At 63.4% G+C, this 17,403-nt stretch carries 14 protein-coding genes and 1 riboswitch; of the genes, 5 read left to right on the top strand and 9 right to left on the bottom strand.

Features of this window, described 5'->3' with window-relative positions; genetic code table 11:
• A riboswitch (TPP riboswitch) is annotated at positions 1-116 on the bottom strand.
• Positions 117-224: 108 nt separating this feature from the next.
• From AC07VH_RS24260 to AC07VH_RS24245, 4 genes are read right to left on the bottom strand one after another with little or no spacing between them, the layout of a single operon-like run.
• On the bottom strand, positions 225-479 hold the full coding sequence (locus tag AC07VH_RS24260) for a hypothetical protein (RefSeq protein ID WP_475414636.1): 255 nt from the start codon (positions 477-479) through the stop codon (positions 225-227).
• Between the two features lie 38 nt (positions 480-517).
• Positions 518-1,324, bottom strand: coding sequence for a response regulator (locus AC07VH_RS24255; RefSeq protein WP_475414635.1), 807 nt, complete (start codon positions 1,322-1,324; stop codon positions 518-520).
• A 28-nt stretch (positions 1,325-1,352) separates the two neighbouring features.
• Entirely contained in the window at positions 1,353-3,260 is a 1,908-nt protein-coding gene (locus AC07VH_RS24250) for a hybrid sensor histidine kinase/response regulator (RefSeq protein WP_475414634.1), read from the bottom strand.
• A 47-nt stretch (positions 3,261-3,307) separates the two neighbouring features.
• Positions 3,308-4,048, bottom strand: a complete 741-nt coding sequence (locus AC07VH_RS24245; protein ID WP_475414633.1) for a Crp/Fnr family transcriptional regulator — start codon at positions 4,046-4,048, stop codon at positions 3,308-3,310.
• Between the two features lie 236 nt (positions 4,049-4,284).
• Between AC07VH_RS24245 and AC07VH_RS24240 the strand changes: the two genes are divergently transcribed.
• A complete protein-coding gene (locus AC07VH_RS24240; protein WP_494788541.1) occupies positions 4,285-6,381 on the top strand; it encodes a putative bifunctional diguanylate cyclase/phosphodiesterase in 2,097 nt (698 codons plus the stop codon).
• A 7-nt stretch (positions 6,382-6,388) separates the two neighbouring features.
• On the opposite strand, the gene AC07VH_RS24235 is transcribed toward AC07VH_RS24240, so the two are convergent.
• Positions 6,389-7,429, bottom strand: coding sequence for a porin (locus tag AC07VH_RS24235; RefSeq protein ID WP_494788540.1), 1,041 nt, complete (start codon positions 7,427-7,429; stop codon positions 6,389-6,391).
• A gap of 504 nt (positions 7,430-7,933) precedes the next feature.
• Between AC07VH_RS24235 and AC07VH_RS24230 the strand changes: the two genes are divergently transcribed.
• From AC07VH_RS24230 to AC07VH_RS24215, 4 genes are all read left to right on the top strand, one after another.
• Entirely contained in the window at positions 7,934-10,741 is a 2,808-nt protein-coding gene (locus AC07VH_RS24230) for a valine--tRNA ligase (RefSeq protein ID WP_494788539.1), read from the top strand.
• Positions 10,742-10,855: 114 nt separating this feature from the next.
• On the top strand, positions 10,856-11,323 hold the full coding sequence (locus tag AC07VH_RS24225) for a DUF2147 domain-containing protein (protein ID WP_475414629.1): 468 nt from the start codon (positions 10,856-10,858) through the stop codon (positions 11,321-11,323).
• Between the two features lie 272 nt (positions 11,324-11,595).
• Positions 11,596-13,374 (top strand): ice-binding family protein, encoded by a 1,779-nt coding sequence (locus tag AC07VH_RS24220; RefSeq protein WP_494788538.1) that lies wholly within the window; start codon positions 11,596-11,598, stop codon positions 13,372-13,374.
• Positions 13,375-13,387: 13 nt separating this feature from the next.
• The gene (locus AC07VH_RS24215) at positions 13,388-14,533 is read left to right on the top strand and encodes an OmpA family protein (RefSeq protein WP_494788537.1); all 1,146 of its coding nucleotides are present in this window, start codon (positions 13,388-13,390) and stop codon (positions 14,531-14,533) included.
• 39 nt (positions 14,534-14,572) lie between these two features.
• On the opposite strand, the gene AC07VH_RS24210 is transcribed toward AC07VH_RS24215, so the two are convergent.
• From AC07VH_RS24210 to ruvC, 4 genes are read right to left on the bottom strand one after another with little or no spacing between them, the layout of a single operon-like run.
• Positions 14,573-15,043 (bottom strand): YaiI/YqxD family protein, encoded by a 471-nt coding sequence (locus tag AC07VH_RS24210; protein WP_077399560.1) that lies wholly within the window; start codon positions 15,041-15,043, stop codon positions 14,573-14,575.
• A gap of 32 nt (positions 15,044-15,075) precedes the next feature.
• Positions 15,076-16,131 carry a Holliday junction branch migration DNA helicase RuvB gene (gene ruvB / locus AC07VH_RS24205; protein ID WP_070312419.1) on the bottom strand — a complete coding sequence of 352 codons (1,056 nt, stop codon included), beginning with the start codon at positions 16,129-16,131 and terminating at the stop codon, positions 15,076-15,078.
• Between the two features lie 6 nt (positions 16,132-16,137).
• Positions 16,138-16,716: a Holliday junction branch migration protein RuvA gene (gene ruvA, locus AC07VH_RS24200; RefSeq protein WP_034784779.1), complete on the bottom strand. Its 579-nt coding sequence runs from the start codon at positions 16,714-16,716 to the stop codon at positions 16,138-16,140.
• A gap of 58 nt (positions 16,717-16,774) precedes the next feature.
• Entirely contained in the window at positions 16,775-17,314 is a 540-nt protein-coding gene (gene ruvC, locus AC07VH_RS24195; protein ID WP_058050917.1) for a crossover junction endodeoxyribonuclease RuvC, read from the bottom strand.
• Positions 17,315-17,403 lie beyond the last annotated feature (89 nt).

Raw genomic sequence — 17,403 nt, 5'->3', positions numbered from 1 at the left:
GCGTTCATCCTAAAGCTTCCCTTCGCTGGCATTATCCAGATCAGGTTCGGAGGGTATTTCTCACCCGCGCTTGCACTGTGTTTTCACAGCGAAAGGCAGGACCCCTAGCGTTTGCCGCCTTGCGGCAGCGAGCCAATTATACGCGGTTCGCGCCGCGTGGCCAGATGATTTCTTGCCGGTGTCGTGTTTGCGCATCTGCTGCAATGCAGCAGACGGCGTCGCGCTTATTTCTTCTTGCCCCAGCGCCAGGCGGTCGGTTCGCCCTTCAGCTGGCAGATGAAAATGAGCACGGCGACGATGGCCACTTCATACACGATATAGCCGACGAGCATGGTTTGCGGCGGGAACAGGAAGGCGCCGCAGGCGAACAGCGCCAGCGCGGCCAGAAACACCAGCCAGCCCTGCCAGGTGATGGGCAAGCCCCAGCCCCAGCCATAGGTCTTGGCGGGGAACCAGTAGGAGGGAGATTTGTCAGTCATGATTTTTCCTGGTCAATATCAATACCGCCAAGTATAAATCACGCTCCCCGCAAGCGCTCCGTGACATCGAGGCCGATGCCGCGGTAGCCGATGAAGCGGCTGCCATTGTCGAACATCGGTTCGCCGCTGACCTGCAGATACTGCGTGCTGCCGTCGAGGTTGGTGCGGCTGTAGATGAAATCGAGGAACGGTTCGCGCGCGGCGATCTTGGCGTCGAGCAAGGCGCGCTCGGTGGCGTTCCAGCGCTGCGGCTCTTCCTCGCTGCCGATGCCCAGCATTTCAGCCACGGGGCCGGAAAAGCGCGTCAAATTGCCCTGCGCATCCTGCTCCCAGTACCAGTCGGACGACAGTTCCGTGAAGCGCTGGAAGCGCGCTTCGCTTTCGCGCAGCTCCGCCGTGCGGTCTTCCACCATCTGTTCCAGCGACTTGTTGTATTCGGCCAGCTTCTGATACAGCAAGCGCACTTCCAGCATGTTGTGGATGCGCGTCTTGACTTCCACCAGGTCGAAGGGCTTGCTGACGAAATCCTTGGCGCCCGCCTGCAGGGCGCGCAGCTTATGGCCGGGCTGGGCCGTGATCACCAGCACGGGCAGGTAGCTGCCCGCCTCGATGTCGCGCAAGCCTTCCATGACTTCGAAGCCATCCATTTCCGGCATCTGCAGGTCGAGCAGGATCAGGTCGTAGCGGTGCTGCTGGTGCAGCGCGCGCACGGCTTGCGGGTCCATGGTGGAGGTGATGCGCGTGTAGCCGGCATTGCGCAGCACCTGTTCCAGCAGCATGACGTTCGCCTCCTGGTCATCGACGATGAGGATGCTGGCGTTCAGGATCTCGGTGGCTTGAAGCATGGCGGTATTCCTAAAATTGAGTGCTGAATCAGCGTATTGCGTGAGTGTCGTCGGCCAGGCCGTGCGCGGCTGCATGGTGCAGGGCCACGTCGAGCGCGTCCATGAATTCGACGACCTTGATCGGCTTGGTCAGATAGCGGAAGAAGCCCGCTTGCAAGCCTTTTTCGATGTCGCGCGGCACGGCGTTGGCCGACAGGGCCATGACGGGAATGTGGCGGGTGAGGGGATCATCATGCAGGATGTGCAGCGCGCCGTAGCCGCTGATGCCGGGCAGGTTGATATCCATCAGGATCACGTCGGGCTGGTAGGTGCGCGCCAGGTCGATGCCCAGGTGCGCATCGATGGCCGTCAGCAGTTTCAAGTCGCTGCGGCGGGCGATCAATTGCTCGACCAGCGCCAGGTTGGCGGGATTGTCTTCCACGTACAGCAAGGTGCGCAGGCTTTCCTGCGGCTCCTGCACCTGCGGCAGCGCATCGCCGTCGCCCAGCACCAGTGCCGGCGCGCTGCTGGCGGCCAGCTCGAACCAGAACGTGGTGCCCACGCCGACGGCGCTGTCGACGCCGATGGTGCCGCCCATCAATTCGACCAGTTGCTTGGTGACGACGAGGCCGATGCCCGTGCCCTCTTCCGTGCTGTTTTCCTGTCCCAGGCGATTAAACGGCTGGAACAGCTGCGCCACCTGGGCCGCGTCGAGGCCGGCGCCGCTGTCGCGCACGCTCACGCGCACGCGTTCGCCATGCCCGCTGCATTCGACGGTGACGGCGCCGCCGCCCTGGTTGTATTTGATGGCGTTCGACAGCAGGTTGATCATCACCTGTTTTACGCGCGTGCGGTCCGCATGCACATAAAAAGCCTTGCCGCAGCGGGGGAAATGCATGCGGATGCCGCGCTTTTCCGCCTGCGGCGCGATCATGGCCTGGCAATCCTGCAGCACGTCGAGCAGCGACATCGCTTCCTGCGACAGGGTGACCTTGCCCGATTCGATCATGGCCAGGTCGAGGATTTCATTGATCAAGCGCAACAGGTACCAGCCGCCCTTGAGGATTTGCTCGATCGAGCGCTGCTGCGGCGGGCTCGGCGGCGGCACGTCGGACGCCATCAGCTGGGCGAAACCCAGCACGGCGTTCAGGGGCGTGCGCAATTCATGGCTCATGCTCGACAGGAATTCGGACTTGGCGCGGTTGGCCTTTTCCGCCACCTGGCGCGCCTTCTTCAGCTCGGCATTGTTGGTTTCGACCAGCGAGCGCGTATATGCCTGCTGTTCGCGCAGGCGCTGGTCCAGTTGTGCCTGTTCCGCCTCGACCTGCTTGCGCACCGTGTTGTCGGTGCCGATCAGCAGATAACCGATGACCTTGCTCTGCGCATCGCGCAAGGCCGTCACGGAGACGATGGCGGGGAAGCGGCTGCCATCCTTGCGGATGTAGGTCAGCTCATAGATGTCTTCGATGCCGCGCGTGGCCTTGAACACGAGCGCTTCCACGCCCGGCGTGATGACGGTGTCGAGCTCGGCGCTGAGGGCCGCCGCGCGGGTGACGATTTCTTGCGCGTCAGAAATACCGGCCGGCGTCAGCTTGTCGACCACGTCGCTGGCTTCATAGCCGAGCATGCGTTCGGCGCCCACGTTGAATATCTGGATCACGCCCTGCGCATCGGTGGCGATGCACGAGAAGTTGGCGCTGTTGAAAATCGCATCCTGCAAGGCACCCGCCTTGAGCAGCTGGCGCGGCAGGCTGGCCGCCGCCGTGCGCCGGTACAGCGCCACCAGCATCAGCAACAGCAGGCATACCAGGGCCTCGATCAGGATCGCCGCATCAAAAGGCGGCGCGCGCCAGACCAGCACGCCGATGACCACCAATACGATGGCGCTGAACGCAAATGCCAATGCCATGGGCCAGCGCGACGGGGCGCGGTTAGGGTTATTTTCAACTGAGTGCATGGGTAGCCTGGGCTGGGACAACAATAAAAAAATGGGAAATGCGGCGCCTAGCGGCCTTGGCGCTGGCGCACGTCCGACAGCAGGCGCGTAAATTCCTTCTTGACGACGCCATAGCATTCGCACACCTGGCCTTCGAGGCCGGCGCGGTCCTGCACCGTGATATGGCCGCGCCGGTAACTGATGAGGCCGCGCGCTTGCAATCGCCCCGCCGCTTCCGTCACGCCTTCGCGGCGCACGCCCAGCATGTTGGCGATCAGTTCCTGCGTCATGGTCAGCTCGCGGTTCGGCAGGCGGTCCATGGTCAGCAGCAGCCAGCGGCACAGCTGCTGCTCCACCGTATGGTGGCGGTTGCATACGGCCGTTTGCGACATTTGCGTGATCAGGGCTTGCGTATAGCGCAGCAGCAAGCGCATGACGGGGCCCGCGCGGTCGAATTCTTCCATCAGCAGATGGGCCTTGAGCCGGTAGCCGACGCCGCCCGTCTGCACGACGGCGCGGCTCGGCGTCGAGTTGCCGCCCATAAATAGCGACACGCCCACGATGCCCTCGTTGCCGACGCCGGCAATTTCCGACGAGCCGCCGTTTTCCAGCAAATAATGGATGGAAACGATGGCCGTGGTGGGAAAGTACACGTGCTGCAGCTTGTCGCCCGAGTCGTAGATCACGTCGCCCAGCAGCATGGAGACTTGCTCCAGATGGGGAGCCAGGCGCGCGAAATCGGCGTCGAGCATGGCGGCGAGCAAATGGTTTTGATTCGGGTTGTGCAGCTGGGCATGCGGACTCGACATGGGCAGTTTTCCTGGTTTCCAGTCGTCAGCTAGGGGGGAGATGAAAGGCGTCCGAACGAGGGTCGCCATGGTGTGCAGCGTAACACACTGCTTGCACGGTGGCCCGACTATATTTCTTGTTGGCATCAACGTCCGTTCGGTAGCGAACGGACCCTGCGGCGCCTGCCGCCCTACAGTCAGTCACTGCCCGGCCTGCCTGATCATGGATCGGCACCGGCGCCGCCACGGGACTCATCATGCAATCATTCTTCAAGCGCATCTCCATCTCCGTCTCCACCTCGGCCCTGATCACCCTGGCGGTCGGCCTGGGTCTGACGGCGCTGTGCTACGTCTCGGCGCGCCAGATCGAAGGGGAAAGCGCTCGGCTCCTGCTGCAGTACCACGCCAGCGGCCACACGCTGGGCGCTGCCCTTTTGCCGGCCAAGGGTATGACCTTGGATGCCAACCATCGCGGCTCGCTGTACGTGTTGCTGGGTGGAATGTTGTCGAGCCTGCTGGCCACGGCGTATGTATACCAGCTGGTGTCGCGCAATTCCGTGATTGCCCGCATCACGGGCGAACGCACGGCGGCCTTGCAGTTTGCCAATTTGCGCCTGTCCGAGGACATCGCCGCGCGCATGCGCAATGAAAAGTCGCTGCGCTTGCGCGAACGCATCATCGAAGTCTCGGCCAACGCCATCATCCTGTGCAGCGCCGACGCGCCCGGCTACCTGATCGAATACGTCAATCCCGCCTTCGAACGCATCACCGGCTATGCCGCCGGCGAGGTCATCGGCCAGCGCCTGGAAGACTTGCAGGGGCCGGAGCATGCGCGCCAGGACATGCATGCGATCAGCGCGGCCTTGAGCGAACAGCGCGAAGGCAAGGCCATCGTGCGCAATTTCCGCAAGGACGGCAGCACCTATTGGAGCGAGCTGTTCGTCGCGCCCGTGCGCGACGATGGCGATGGCCCCGTCAGCCACTTTGTCGTGGCGCAATACGACATCAGCACCGTCATGCGCTTCGAGCAGGAACTGGAATTCCAGTCGCGCCACGATATCCTCACGGGCCTGGCCAACCGTCTATTGCTGCGCGAGCGGCTGGAACAGGCGATGGCCGTGGCGCGCCGCAGCACCCTGCCCCTGTGGGTGGTGTTCATCGACCTCGACCGCTTTAAATTCGTCAACGACACCCTGGGCCACGACGCGGGCGACACCCTGCTGAAACTGATCGCCGACCGCCTGCGCGCCGCCACGCGCGAAGTCGATACGGTGGCGCGCCTGGGCGGCGACGAATTCGTCCTGCTGCTGCCGCAACACGCCAACAGCGACCCGGGCCAGCTCATCCTGCAGCGCGTGCTGGACGCCGTGGCGCAGCCGCTGCTGGTGGGCGGCCATGAATTCTTTCTCACGTGCAGCATGGGCGTGGCCAGCTATCCCGACGATGGCGACAGCGCGGAAACCCTGATCAAGCATGCCGACATCGCCATGTACCGCGCCAAGGAGCAAGGCCGCAACCACTGGCAAAGCTACGCGCCGGCCATGAATGCCGACATGCTGGCCCGGCTGGGCCTGGAAAGCGAGTTGCGCCATGCGCTCGAACGCGACCAGTTCCACCTCGTGTACCAGCCGCAGGTGGAGCTCGACAGTGGCAAGATCGTCGGCATGGAAGCGCTGCTGCGCTGGCGCCACCCCACCCTGGGCGCCATCGCGCCCGGCGAATTCATCCACCTGGCCGAGGAAATGGGTTTGATCGTGCCCATCGGCGCCTGGGTGCTACAGACGGCGTGCGCGCAAGCGCGGGCGTGGCAACGGGCGGGACTGGGCGGCTTGCGCCTGGCCGTCAATTTGTCTGCGCGGCAATTCCGGCAAAGCGGCTTGCTGCAATCGGTGCGGGAAATATTGGCCGTGACGGGCCTGGAAGCGCGTTTCCTGGAGCTGGAACTGACGGAAAGCATGATGATGCAGGATGTGGAACAGGCGATCGTCACCATGGGCAAGCTCAAGGCGCTGGGCTTGCAGCTGTCGATCGACGACTTCGGCACCGGTTATTCGAGCCTGGCGCACCTGCGCCGCTTCCCCATCGACGTATTAAAAATCGACAAATCCTTCGTCAGCGACCTCACGCACAGCGACGACGACGCGGCCATCGTGCAAGCCATCATCGCGCTGGCGCACAGCCTGCGCCTGGACGTCATCGCCGAAGGCGTGGAAACGGCGCAGCAGCTGGCTTTCCTGCGCCAGCACGGCTGCGACCAGATGCAGGGCTATCTGTTCAGCCGCCCGCTGGCCGCGCCCGCCTTTGAAGAATTATTACGCCAAGGCAGCATGTTGCCTGCCCTGGCGATGGTTTGAGCAGGCGTTAAAACGCGTGGCGCAAGCCGATGTTGAACGCGCGGTTGCTCGTGCCCACTTCCGTGGCGTTGCCCACCATGTAGGCGGCGTCGTTGCGGTTGCGGATATGCGCGTAGGCAAGATACACCTTGCTGCGCTTGGACAAGGCGTACGTGGCGCCGATGGCCAGCTGCTGCGCATCGCGGTTGGCGCTATCGCGGTCATCCTTGCGCACATACGAGGCCAGCAAGGTCGTCGCACCGAGCGGCACGGACACGCCGACGATGGCGTCGCGGCTGTCGCTCGACTGGGCCGGCGCCTGGGCCGCGCCATATGGGTTTTCCGCGAAGAACATGCTGCTGCCGTCGCCCGTGTTGCGGCCATAGCCGGCAAACGCCGTGGCCACGCCAAAGTTGTAGTTACCGGCCAAAATCGTGTTATTCACGTCGGCCTTGCCCGGCTCGCCGGCACGGCTCTGGCGCGCCAGGCGCAAGGTCAATGGACCGTTGACATAACCCAATGCCAGGCCCAGCGAGCGCTGATCCGCCGCCACACCCGTGTGTTCGCCGGCGCCATACATGACGGTGGCCGTCACGCCGCGCAGCTCGGGCGAAGTGTAGCGCACGGTATTGTCGATGCGCGTGGCCGAATAGCCTGCCAGGTTGGTCGCCGCGCCGGCCAGGCCGCCCTCGAACGGGTCGGCCACGTCGGTCAGCGCCTGGCTTTGCAGATTGTACTGGCGGCCCACGGTCAGCATCCCCAGCGGGCTGTTGAGGCCGACAAAGGCCTGGCGGCCGAACAATTGCCCCGCCTGGTCCGAGCGGCCCGTGTCGCTCAGGACGCCCGCTTCCAGGGTGAACACGGCTTGCCAGCCGTCGCCCAGCGACTCCGTGCCGCGCAGCCCCAGGCGCGAACCGGCCGAGACGCCGCTGGTGAGCTTGCTGACGCCGCCTTCCTGCACCAGGCCCGCGTCCATCAGGCCATATACTTCAACGGACGACTGGGCGTGGGCGGCGGGCATGGCGCCCAGGGTGGTGGCAAGGCCGGCAACGATGGCGATTTTTTTCATGATGATTTCCTTGTAAAAGCGAAACCAGGAAAGCGGCGGCCACGGCAAGGCCGCAGGCGGCAAGGCGCCAAGCGGGGTGTGCCGTATCAAAAGACGACGCGCCGGACAACAGATCCTGGCTAAGCTGTGGCGGCGCGGCCCATAGAGACGATGGCGCGCGGTGGTCCGCCGTGAATGGTGCACCGCTGGCGGTGCGCGTGGCTCAGGCGCCCGGCCCGCAGGGGACGCGCTGAAAGTGGCTGGCATCGCTGATGCGCTGGCCGTGAGACGCGGACGAGTGCTGGATATGAAACTTTAATGCAACCGCGTCTGCTGGCGCCGTCCGCAAGGATGGGGCAGGAGGCGCCGAGGCCGGCATTATAACATCGGCAGCACGCTTATCTCCGTTCTGTTGCGGCCAAACGGCCCGCAAAGCCGCCAAAACACTGAAAAAGGCCGCTTGCCACGCTGCAGGCGTTGCCGCGTCATCTATAATGGTTCCTTTTGCCAATCACACGCCAAATCATGGAATTAGCCAAGTCTTTCGAGCCCGCCGACATTGAACAATTCTGGCGCACCGAGTGGGAACAGCGCGGTTACTTTACCGCCACCCTCGATGCCGGAAAACCTTCCTTCAGCATCCAGTTGCCGCCGCCGAACGTCACCGGCACCCTGCACATGGGCCATGCGTTCAACCAGACCATCATGGATGGCCTGACCCGCTACCACCGCATGCTGGGCCACAACACAGCCTGGATTCCCGGCACCGACCACGCGGGCATCGCCACGCAAATCGTCGTGCAACGCCAGCTGGACGCGCAAAAGATTTCGCGCCATGACCTGGGCCGCGAGAAATTCGTGGAAAAAGTGTGGGAGTGGAAAGAAAAATCCGGCTCCATCATCACCGGGCAGATGCGCCGCCTGGGCGCCTCGGCCGACTGGCAGCGCGAATACTTCACGATGGACGAGCCGCGCTCGAAAGTCGTCACCGACGTCTTCGTGCGCCTGTTCGAGCAGGGCCTGATCTACCGCGGCAAGCGCCTCGTCAACTGGGACCCCGTGCTGGGCACGGCTGTGTCCGACCTGGAAGTGGTGTCCGAAGAAGAAGACGGCTCCATGTGGTACATCAAATACCCGCTGGCCGACGGCAGCGGTTTCCTGACGGTGGCCACCACGCGTCCTGAAACCATGCTGGGCGACGTGGCCGTGGCCGTCGATCCGACGGACGAGCGCTACACGGCGCTGGTGGGCAAGATGCTCAAACTGCCGCTGACGGACCGCGAAATCCCCATCATCGCCGACGAATACGTCGACAAGGAATTCGGCACCGGCTGCGTGAAGATCACCCCCGCGCACGACATGAACGATTACGCCGTGGGCCAGCGCCACAAACTGGCGCAGATCGTCATCCTGACCCTGGACGCGAAGATCACCGACGACGCGCCGGAAGCGTATCGCGGCATGGACCGCTTCGCCGCGCGCAAGCAGATCGTCGCCGACCTCGACGCGCAAGGCTTGCTGGAACAGGTCAAGCCGCATAAATTGATGGTGCCGCGCGGCGACCGCACGGGCGTCGTCATCGAGCCGATGCTGACGGACCAGTGGTTCGTCGCCATGAGCAAACCGGCCCCGGAAGGCACCTTCTTCCCAGGCAAATCGATCGCGGAAACGGCGCTGGACAAGGTCGCCAATGGCGAAATCAAGTTCGTGCCGGAAAACTGGAGCACCACCTACAACCAGTGGCTCAACAACATCCAGGACTGGTGCATCTCGCGCCAGCTGTGGTGGGGCCATCAAATCCCGGCCTGGTACGACGACGCGGGCAATATCTTTGTTGCGAAAACGCAAGCAGAAGCGGAAGCCAAGGCCCTGGCCGCCGGCAGCACGGGCCCCTTGAAACGCGACGACGACGTACTCGACACGTGGTTCTCGTCCGCCCTGGTGCCGTTCTCGACCATGGGTTGGCCTGAAGAAACTCCGGACATGAAGGCCTTCCTGCCGTCGTCCGTGCTGGTGACGGGTTTCGACATCATCTTCTTCTGGGTCGCGCGCATGGTCATGATGACGGCGCACTTCACGGGCAAGGTGCCGTTTGAAACCGTCTACGTACACGGCCTGGTGCGCGATTCGACGGGACAGAAGATGTCCAAGTCGAAGGGCAACACCCTGGACCCGATCGACCTGATCGACGGCATCGACCTGGAAGGCTTGATCGTCAAGCGCACCACGGGCCTGATGAACCCGCGCGACGCGGAAAAGATCACCAAGGCGACGCGCAAGGAATTCCCGGAAGGCATTTCTGCCTACGGCACGGACGCCGTGCGCTTCACCATGGCCAGCTATGCCTCCCTGGGCCGCAACATCAATTTCGACCTGGGCCGCTGCGAAGGCTACCGCAACTTCTGCAACAAGATGTGGAACGCCACCCGTTTCGTCATGATGAATACGGAAGGCAAGGATTGCACCCCGAACGATGTTGATCTGTCGCAAGCGGACAAGTGGATTATTTCCCTGCTGCAAAAAGCGGAACTGGACGTGGCCAAGGGCTTCGAAGACTTCCGTTTCGACAACATCGCCGCCACCATCTACAAGTTCGTCTGGGACGAGTATTGCGACTGGTACCTGGAAGTAGCCAAGGTGCAAGTGCAGCAGGGTACGGAAGGCCAGCAGCGCGCCACCCGCCACACCCTGCTGCGCGTGCTGGAAGTGGTGCTGCGCCTGGCCCATCCGATCATCCCCTTCGTCACGGAAGCGCTGTGGCAGACGGTGGCGCCTTTGGCCGGCAAGACGCTCAAGGCGGAAGGTGATTCAATCATGATGCAGCCGTATCCGATCGCCAACACCGACAAGATCGACGAGTCGGCCGAAGCGTGGATGCAGCAGCTGAAAGCCTTGACGGACGCGACGCGCAACCTGCGCGGCGAAATGCAGATTTCGCCATCCGTGCGCGTGCCGCTGATCGTCGAAGCGGGCAATGCGGCGGAAAAGGCTGCGCTGGCCTCGTACGCACCGTACATCCAGTCGCTGGGCAAGCTGGCCGACGTGCAGATCGTCGACGCGCTGCCGGACTCGCCAGCGGCCGTTGCCATCGTCGGCACCACCAAGCTGATGCTGAAAGTGGAAATCGACGTGGCCGCCGAACGCGAGCGCCTGGGCAAGGAAATCGCCCGTATCGAAGCGGAAATTGCCAAAGTAAATAGCAAATTAGGCAATGAAAGCTTCGTCGCGCGTGCCCCGGCCGCCATCGTTGCGCAAGAAAACGAGCGTTTGCTCAGTTTTTCGGCGACAATTGAAAAACTGCGCGAACAGTTTGCTAAACTAGCCAGCGCATAAGGCAGGTTTGGAAGGATTGCGCGGCGTCATCCGTGACGCCGCGCAGTACCGCTGGTCTTGCCTTGGTATATAACTGTTCGTGACCCGATCAAAAAAAACCATTGGAGACTGGCAATGCATAAGATATTCAAAGCAAGCGTCACAGCAAGCGTCATGATGGCCGCCCTGGCCATCGCCGGCAGCGCCACCGCGCGCGACGATAACCACACGCCCGTGGGCACGTGGAAAACCATCGACGACGCCAGCGGCAAGCCGAAATCCCTCGTCGTCATCACGGAAAGCAACGGCGTCTTGCAAGGCAAGATCGAGAAGCTGTTCCGCGGCCCGGACGAAGACCAGAACCCCAAGTGCGACAAGTGCACGGGCGCGAAGAAAGACCAGCCCATCGTCGGCCTGGTGATCCTGTCCGGCCTGAAATATGACGGCAAGGAATGGACGGGCGGCGAAATCACGGACCCGGCCAATGGCAAGACCTACAAGAGCAAGGCCGAGCTGACGGAAGGCGGCACCAAGCTGCAAGTGCGCGGCTATATCGGCGTGCCGATGTTTGGCCGCTCGCAGACGTGGGTGCGCGAAGACTAAGCAACGCCCCCTGCCCGACCGAAGCCGGCCTCGCGCCGGCTTTTTTGCGTCCGCAAGCCCTCGCTGCTGTTGTTTTCCAGGCCGAATCGCTCCCTTTTGAACCTATCTGCAAGCGCCATCAGCCTATGCGCGCCACCGAACATACTTGAAGTTTCCTAAATGAAATAGTGCATGCCTGTGACGCCATCGCCCGTAGCGAAAGGCGGCATGGCTCTGCCGGATGACCTCATCAGCGGATGCCCGGCAATGATTGCCATGCACAAAGGAACTATATGAATCTCTTCAAGCGATATCTGAACCCGCTGCTCGTCTCGGCCGGTTTGCTGGCCATGGCGGCCCTTGCCGGTTGCGGCGGTGGCGGCGACCAGGGACGCGATCCCATCCTCGGCTTGCCGGGCGCCACCTTGTCCAGCCTGGCCGTCACGCCAGCCACAGCCACGGTCGCCATCGGTGCCGGCCAGCAATTTACGGCCATCGCCACGTATAGCGACGGCTCGTCGCAAGACGTCAGCGCCAAGGCGGCCTGGACGTCGGCCACGCCGGCCAGCGCGACAGTCAATGCCGCCACAGGCTTGAGCACCGGCATCGCTGCCGGCGGCAGCAGCATCAGCGCCGCGTTCGACGGCAAGAGCGCAGCGGCCCAGTTGACCGTCTCGCCGGCCACCTTGACGGCGATCGCCATCACGCCGCTCGCGCCATCGATCGCCATCGCCGCAACACAGCAATTCGCGGTGACCGGCAGCTTCAGCGACGGCGCCACGCGCGACGTCACGGCCGTGTCGGCCTTTGCCTCCGCCAACCCGGCCACCGCCAGCATCGCCGCTGGCGGCCTGGCGCTCGGCAAGATTGCCGGCACCTCGCAGATCACGGCCACCACGGGCACGCTGACGGCCAGCACCGTGCTGACCGTCACGCCAGCGACCCTGCTGTCGATCGCCGTCACGCCGCAAAACCCGATCATCCCCGTCGCCGCGACGCGCCAGCTGGCCGTCATTGCCACGTATTCGGATAACAGCACCGCTGACGTCACGGCCGGCAGCAGCTTCGTTGCCGTCACACCCGCTTTTGCCAGCGTCGCCAGCGGCGGCCTCGTCACCGGCGTTGCCTTTGGCAGCAGCGTCATGAACGCCAGCTTCAACGGCAAGACGGCCAGCACCACCGTCACGGTGCCTGCCGCCACCCTGGTCAGCATCGCCGTCACGCCAGCCAACGCCAGCATCGCCGTCGGCGGCGTACAGCAATTCGTTGCCACGGCAACTTATTCGGACAGCTCGAATGCCGTCATCACCAACAGCGCCGCCTGGACTTCGGGCACCATCGCCACCGCCACGGTACTGAACACGGGCATCGCCACCGGCATCACGGCCGGCACCAGCAATATCACGGCCACGGCCGGTGGCCAGTCGGGCAGCGCGCTGCTGACCGTCACGGCTGTCGCCATCCCGCCCGTCCTCAACCCGATCATCCTGGGCCGCGCGGCACCGTTCGGCGTGCTGGCCGGCACTTCGATCACCAACAATTCGGGCGGCACCACCCTGATCACGGGCGACGTCGGTGCGCCATCGCAAACGGTCGATCCGACCCAGGCGGCTGGCTTTACCAATTACAAGTCGGGCGCCATCCTGGCCGGCGCCATGACGGACCTGCAAGCGGCGATCACGGACGGCAATAGCCGGGCTTGCGACGTCAGCTTTGCCGGCGGCATCGACCTGGGCGGCCAGACCTTCGGTCCCGGCGTGTATTGCTATGCGGGCGCCATCAGCATCACGGGCACCCTGACCCTGAACGGTCCCGGCGTGTACATCTTCCGTACGGCATTGACGCTCGATTCGACCGTCAATTCGGTGGTGGCCCTGAACAATGGCGCCACGGCCGACAACGTCACCTGGCTGCCTGTCGGCCCGACCACCCTGGCCGCCAACAGCGTCTTCAAGGGCAATATCCTGGGCCAGTCGGCCGCCATCACGGTGGGCGACAACACGACCCTGCTCAATGGCCGCGTGCTGACGGCTGCCGCCGTTACCCTGCGCAACAACCAGATCACCAAATAAACGGGACATGACCATGACTATCGCACACACACTGGGCGCGCTGAGCGTGATGACCGGCGCCTTGCTGGCGGCGCAATCGGCGCAGGCGCAGGACAACACCTTCATCAACCCGGACTGGGCCAACAGCGCCTGGTACATCGGCGCGGGCGTGGGCCAGTCGCGCACCACCATCGACGAGCCGCGCCTGCGCGCCAGCCTGGCGGCGAACGGCGAAAGCGTCACCGGTTTCAGCAAGGACCAGCGCGACACCGGCTATAAATTGTTTGTCGGCCGCCAACTGAACCAGTATGTCGCCGTGGAAGGGGGCTACTTTGACCTGGGCAAGTTCGATTTCCAGTCCACCACCAGCGGCAACGGCGTGCTCAACGGACAAGCGGCCTTTCGCGGCGTGAACCTGGACTTGCTGGGCCAGCTGCCGCTGTCGCAGCGTTTGTCGTTGCTGGGCCGTGTCGGCATGCATTACACGAAGACGAACACGGAATTCAGCGGCAACCGCCTGCTGGGTTCAACGAACACGCATGCCAGCGAGCGCAAGCTCAATGCCAAGCTGGGCCTGGGCCTCGAATACAAGTTCAGCGAAGCGCTGGCACTGCGCGGCGAAGTCGAGCGTTATCGCTTGAACGATGCCGTCGGCAACCGCGGCGATGCGGACCTGTATTCCGTCAGCCTCGTGTATAAACTGGGCCGTCCGGCCAGCGCCATGCCAGCCTACCAGCCGGTGCCGGCGGCATTGCCCCCCATCAGCGAAACCATGCCGGCCCCTGTGGCCGAAGTGAAGCCGGCGCCGGCGCCCGTGTCGGAAAAAGTATCGTTTGCTTCCGAAGCGCTGTTTGATTTCGATCAATCGACGCTCAAGCCGCAAGGCAAGGCGGCGCTGGAGCAGCTGCTCGGTCAATTGACGGGCATGGATCTGGAAGTGATCGTCACGGTCGGCCATACGGATGCCGTCGGTCCGGATGCCTACAACCAGAAGCTGTCTTTGCGCCGCGCCGAAGCCGTCAAGGCTTATCTGGTGGCGCAGGGTGTCGAGACGAGCCGCGTCTACACGGAAGGCAAGGGAGAAACCCAGCCCGTGGCCGACAACACGAGTGCCGCCGGCCGCGCCAAGAACCGCCGCGTGACGGTGGAAGTGGTGGGCACGCGCAAAGTCATGCGTTAAGCTGCATGCGCATGAAAAAACCGGCTTGCGCCGGTTTTTTTACGTCTGCGGCGCTGCCGGCTTGCGGTGATGCTTGCTCAGATGCCGGTCCAGGCTGTTGGCGAACTGTTGCCGGTCCGACTGGCTGAAGGCGGCAGGGCCGCCCGTATCGACGCCGCCGCTGCGCAATTCTTCCATGAAGGCGCGCATCGTCAGTTGCTGGGCGATATTGTCTTTCGTATAGAACTCGCCGCGCGGGTTCAGCGCAAAACCGCCCTTGGTGAGCACATCGGCAGCCAGCGGAATGTCGCCCGTGATGACGAGGTCGCCGGGATTGAGCAAGCGCACGATTTCCTGGTCGGCCACGTCGGCGCCGGACGGCACTTGCACGGTGCGGATGAAACGCGACGGCGGCACGCGCAAGCCCTGGTTTGCCACCAGGGTGAGCGGCAATTCCAGGCGGTCGGCGACGCGGTACAGGATTTCCTTGATGACCACGGGGCAGGCATCGGCGTCGATCCAGATCTGCATACCCACGCTCGCTTGCTCACCAGCTTCCGCCATCACAGTTCCCACGCTTCGCCGCCCGGGCCCATGCGCGGCGCGCTGACGCCGAAGTGCAGGTAGGCAGCCGGCGTGGCGACCCGGCCACGGGGCGTGCGCTGCAGGAAACCTTGCTGGATCAGATACGGTTCCAGCACGTCTTCGATGGTGTCGGCCGCCTCGCCGATGGCCGCCGCCAGATTCCCTATGCCGACGGGGCCGCCGCCGAACTTGAACAGCACGGCTTCGAGCAATTTACGGTCCATCACGTCGAAACCGGCGGAATCGACGTCGAGCATGGCCAGCGCGCGGTCGGCCACCACCTTGGTGATGTCGCCATTGCTTTTGACCTCGGCGAAATCGCGCACGCGGCGCAGCAGGCGGTTGGCGATGCGCGGCGTGCCGCGCGCGCGCTGGGCGATCTCATGCGCGCCTTCCGGGTCGATCGGCGCCTTCAGCAGGGCGGCGCTGCGCGTGACGATCTTCGTCAGTTCGCCCGTGTTGTAGAACTCCAGCCGCGCCACGATGCCGAAGCGGTCGCGCAGCGGATTGGTCAGCATGCCCGCGCGCGTGGTGGCACCCACTAATGTAAACGGTTGCAGATCGAGTTTGACGGAGCGGGCGGCCGGGCCTTCGCCGATCATGATATCGATTTGATAATCCTCAAGGGCCGGATACAGAATCTCTTCCACCACGGGCGACAGGCGATGGATTTCATCGATGAACAGGACGTCGTTCGCTTCCAGGTTCGTCAGGATCGCCGCCAGGTCGCCCGGGCGCTCGAGCACGGGGCCGGACGTCTGGCGCAGATTGACGCCCATTTCGCGCGCGATGATGTGCGCCAAGGTCGTCTTGCCCAGGCCCGGCGGACCGAACAGCAAGGTGTGGTCGAGCGCTTCCTTGCGCTGGCGCGCGGCCGTGATGAAGATTTCCAGCTGGTCGCGGATCTTTTCCTGCCCCACATATTCGTCGAGCTGCTTGGGGCGCAGGGCCCGTTCGATGGCCTCTTCGTTGTGCGAGATGGGCGCCGCGTCGATGATGCGCTGTTCCGTGAAGCTGTCGGTCTGGATGCTCATGCGTTATCAGCCTTTCGACAGCGCTTTCAGCGCCAGTTTGATGCCGTCCGACACGCCGCTGCCAGCCGGCACGTTTTTCACGGCGGCCAGCGCTTCCTTGTCCGAATAACCGAGAGCGACCAGCGCATTGAGGATGTCCGATTGGGCATCGGGCGCCGCGTGCGCACCCAGCGGACCGAGATCCGCACCGATCTTGCCCTTCAATTCCAGCAGCAGCCGTTCGGCCGTCTTCTTGCCGATGCCAGGCACTTTCACCAGGCGGCCGGAATCCTGCAGGGTGATCGCCTGCGCCAGGTCGGCAATCGTCATGCCGGACAGGATGGACAGCGCCATGCGCGCGCCCACGCCCGTGATCTTGATCAACTGGCGGAACACGGCGCGCTCGGCCGCATTGCCGAAGCCAAACAGCAAATGCGCATCTTCGCGGATAGCCTGGTGCGTAAACAGCACGACTTTTTCGCCCACGTGGGGCAGGTTGTAAAAGGTGCTCATCGGCACGTCGACTTCATAGCCAACGCCCTGGCAATCGACCAGCAATTGTGGCGGATTTTTTTCAAGCAAAATACCGGAGAGACGGCCTATCATCGCGTGTTCCTAATGTTGTGTATCGTAGTTTTTATTGATTATGAGGGCCATGTCGCAGTTAACCTACTAAACGGCCGCGCTTCATGCGCAAGCCCTGCAGCTGTGGCGCCAGCGCGCCGAGCATGGCCAGCGCATCGATGCTGTTGGCGTGGCAAATGGCCACGCCCAGCGCATCGGCCGCATCCGTGCCGGGTAAACCAGGCAAGGACAGCAGCCGGGATACCATCTCCTGTACCTGCTCCTTGGCCGCCTTGCCATGGCCCGTGACGGCCTGTTTCACTTGCAGCGCCGTGTATTCGGCCACCGACAGGTCGGCGTGGACCAGCGCGCAAATGGCCGCGCCCCGTGCCTGGCCCAGCAGCAAGGTCGATTGGGGGTTGACGTTGACAAACACTTTTTCGATGGCCGCGCAATCGGGCTGGTAGGTGCCGACGATTTCGCTCACGCCCCGCAGGATGACTTTCAGGCGCGGCGGCAATTCCCCTTCGGAACCCGTCTTGACGGTCCCCGACGCGATATAGCGCAGCTTGTTGCCGTGTTTTTCAATGACCCCAAAGCCGGTCGTGCGCAGGCCAGGATCGATGCCAAGAATAATCATCGCCAGATTCTATAATGAATACGGCAGGCACCGGTGAATAACCGGTGCCTGCCGCTGAGTACCTTATCGAGAAGCCGCATGTCGGATTA

Source organism: Janthinobacterium sp. GW821-FHT03C10, from assembly GCF_059420865.1.
This window is presented reverse-complemented; position numbering and strand designations above follow the sequence as displayed.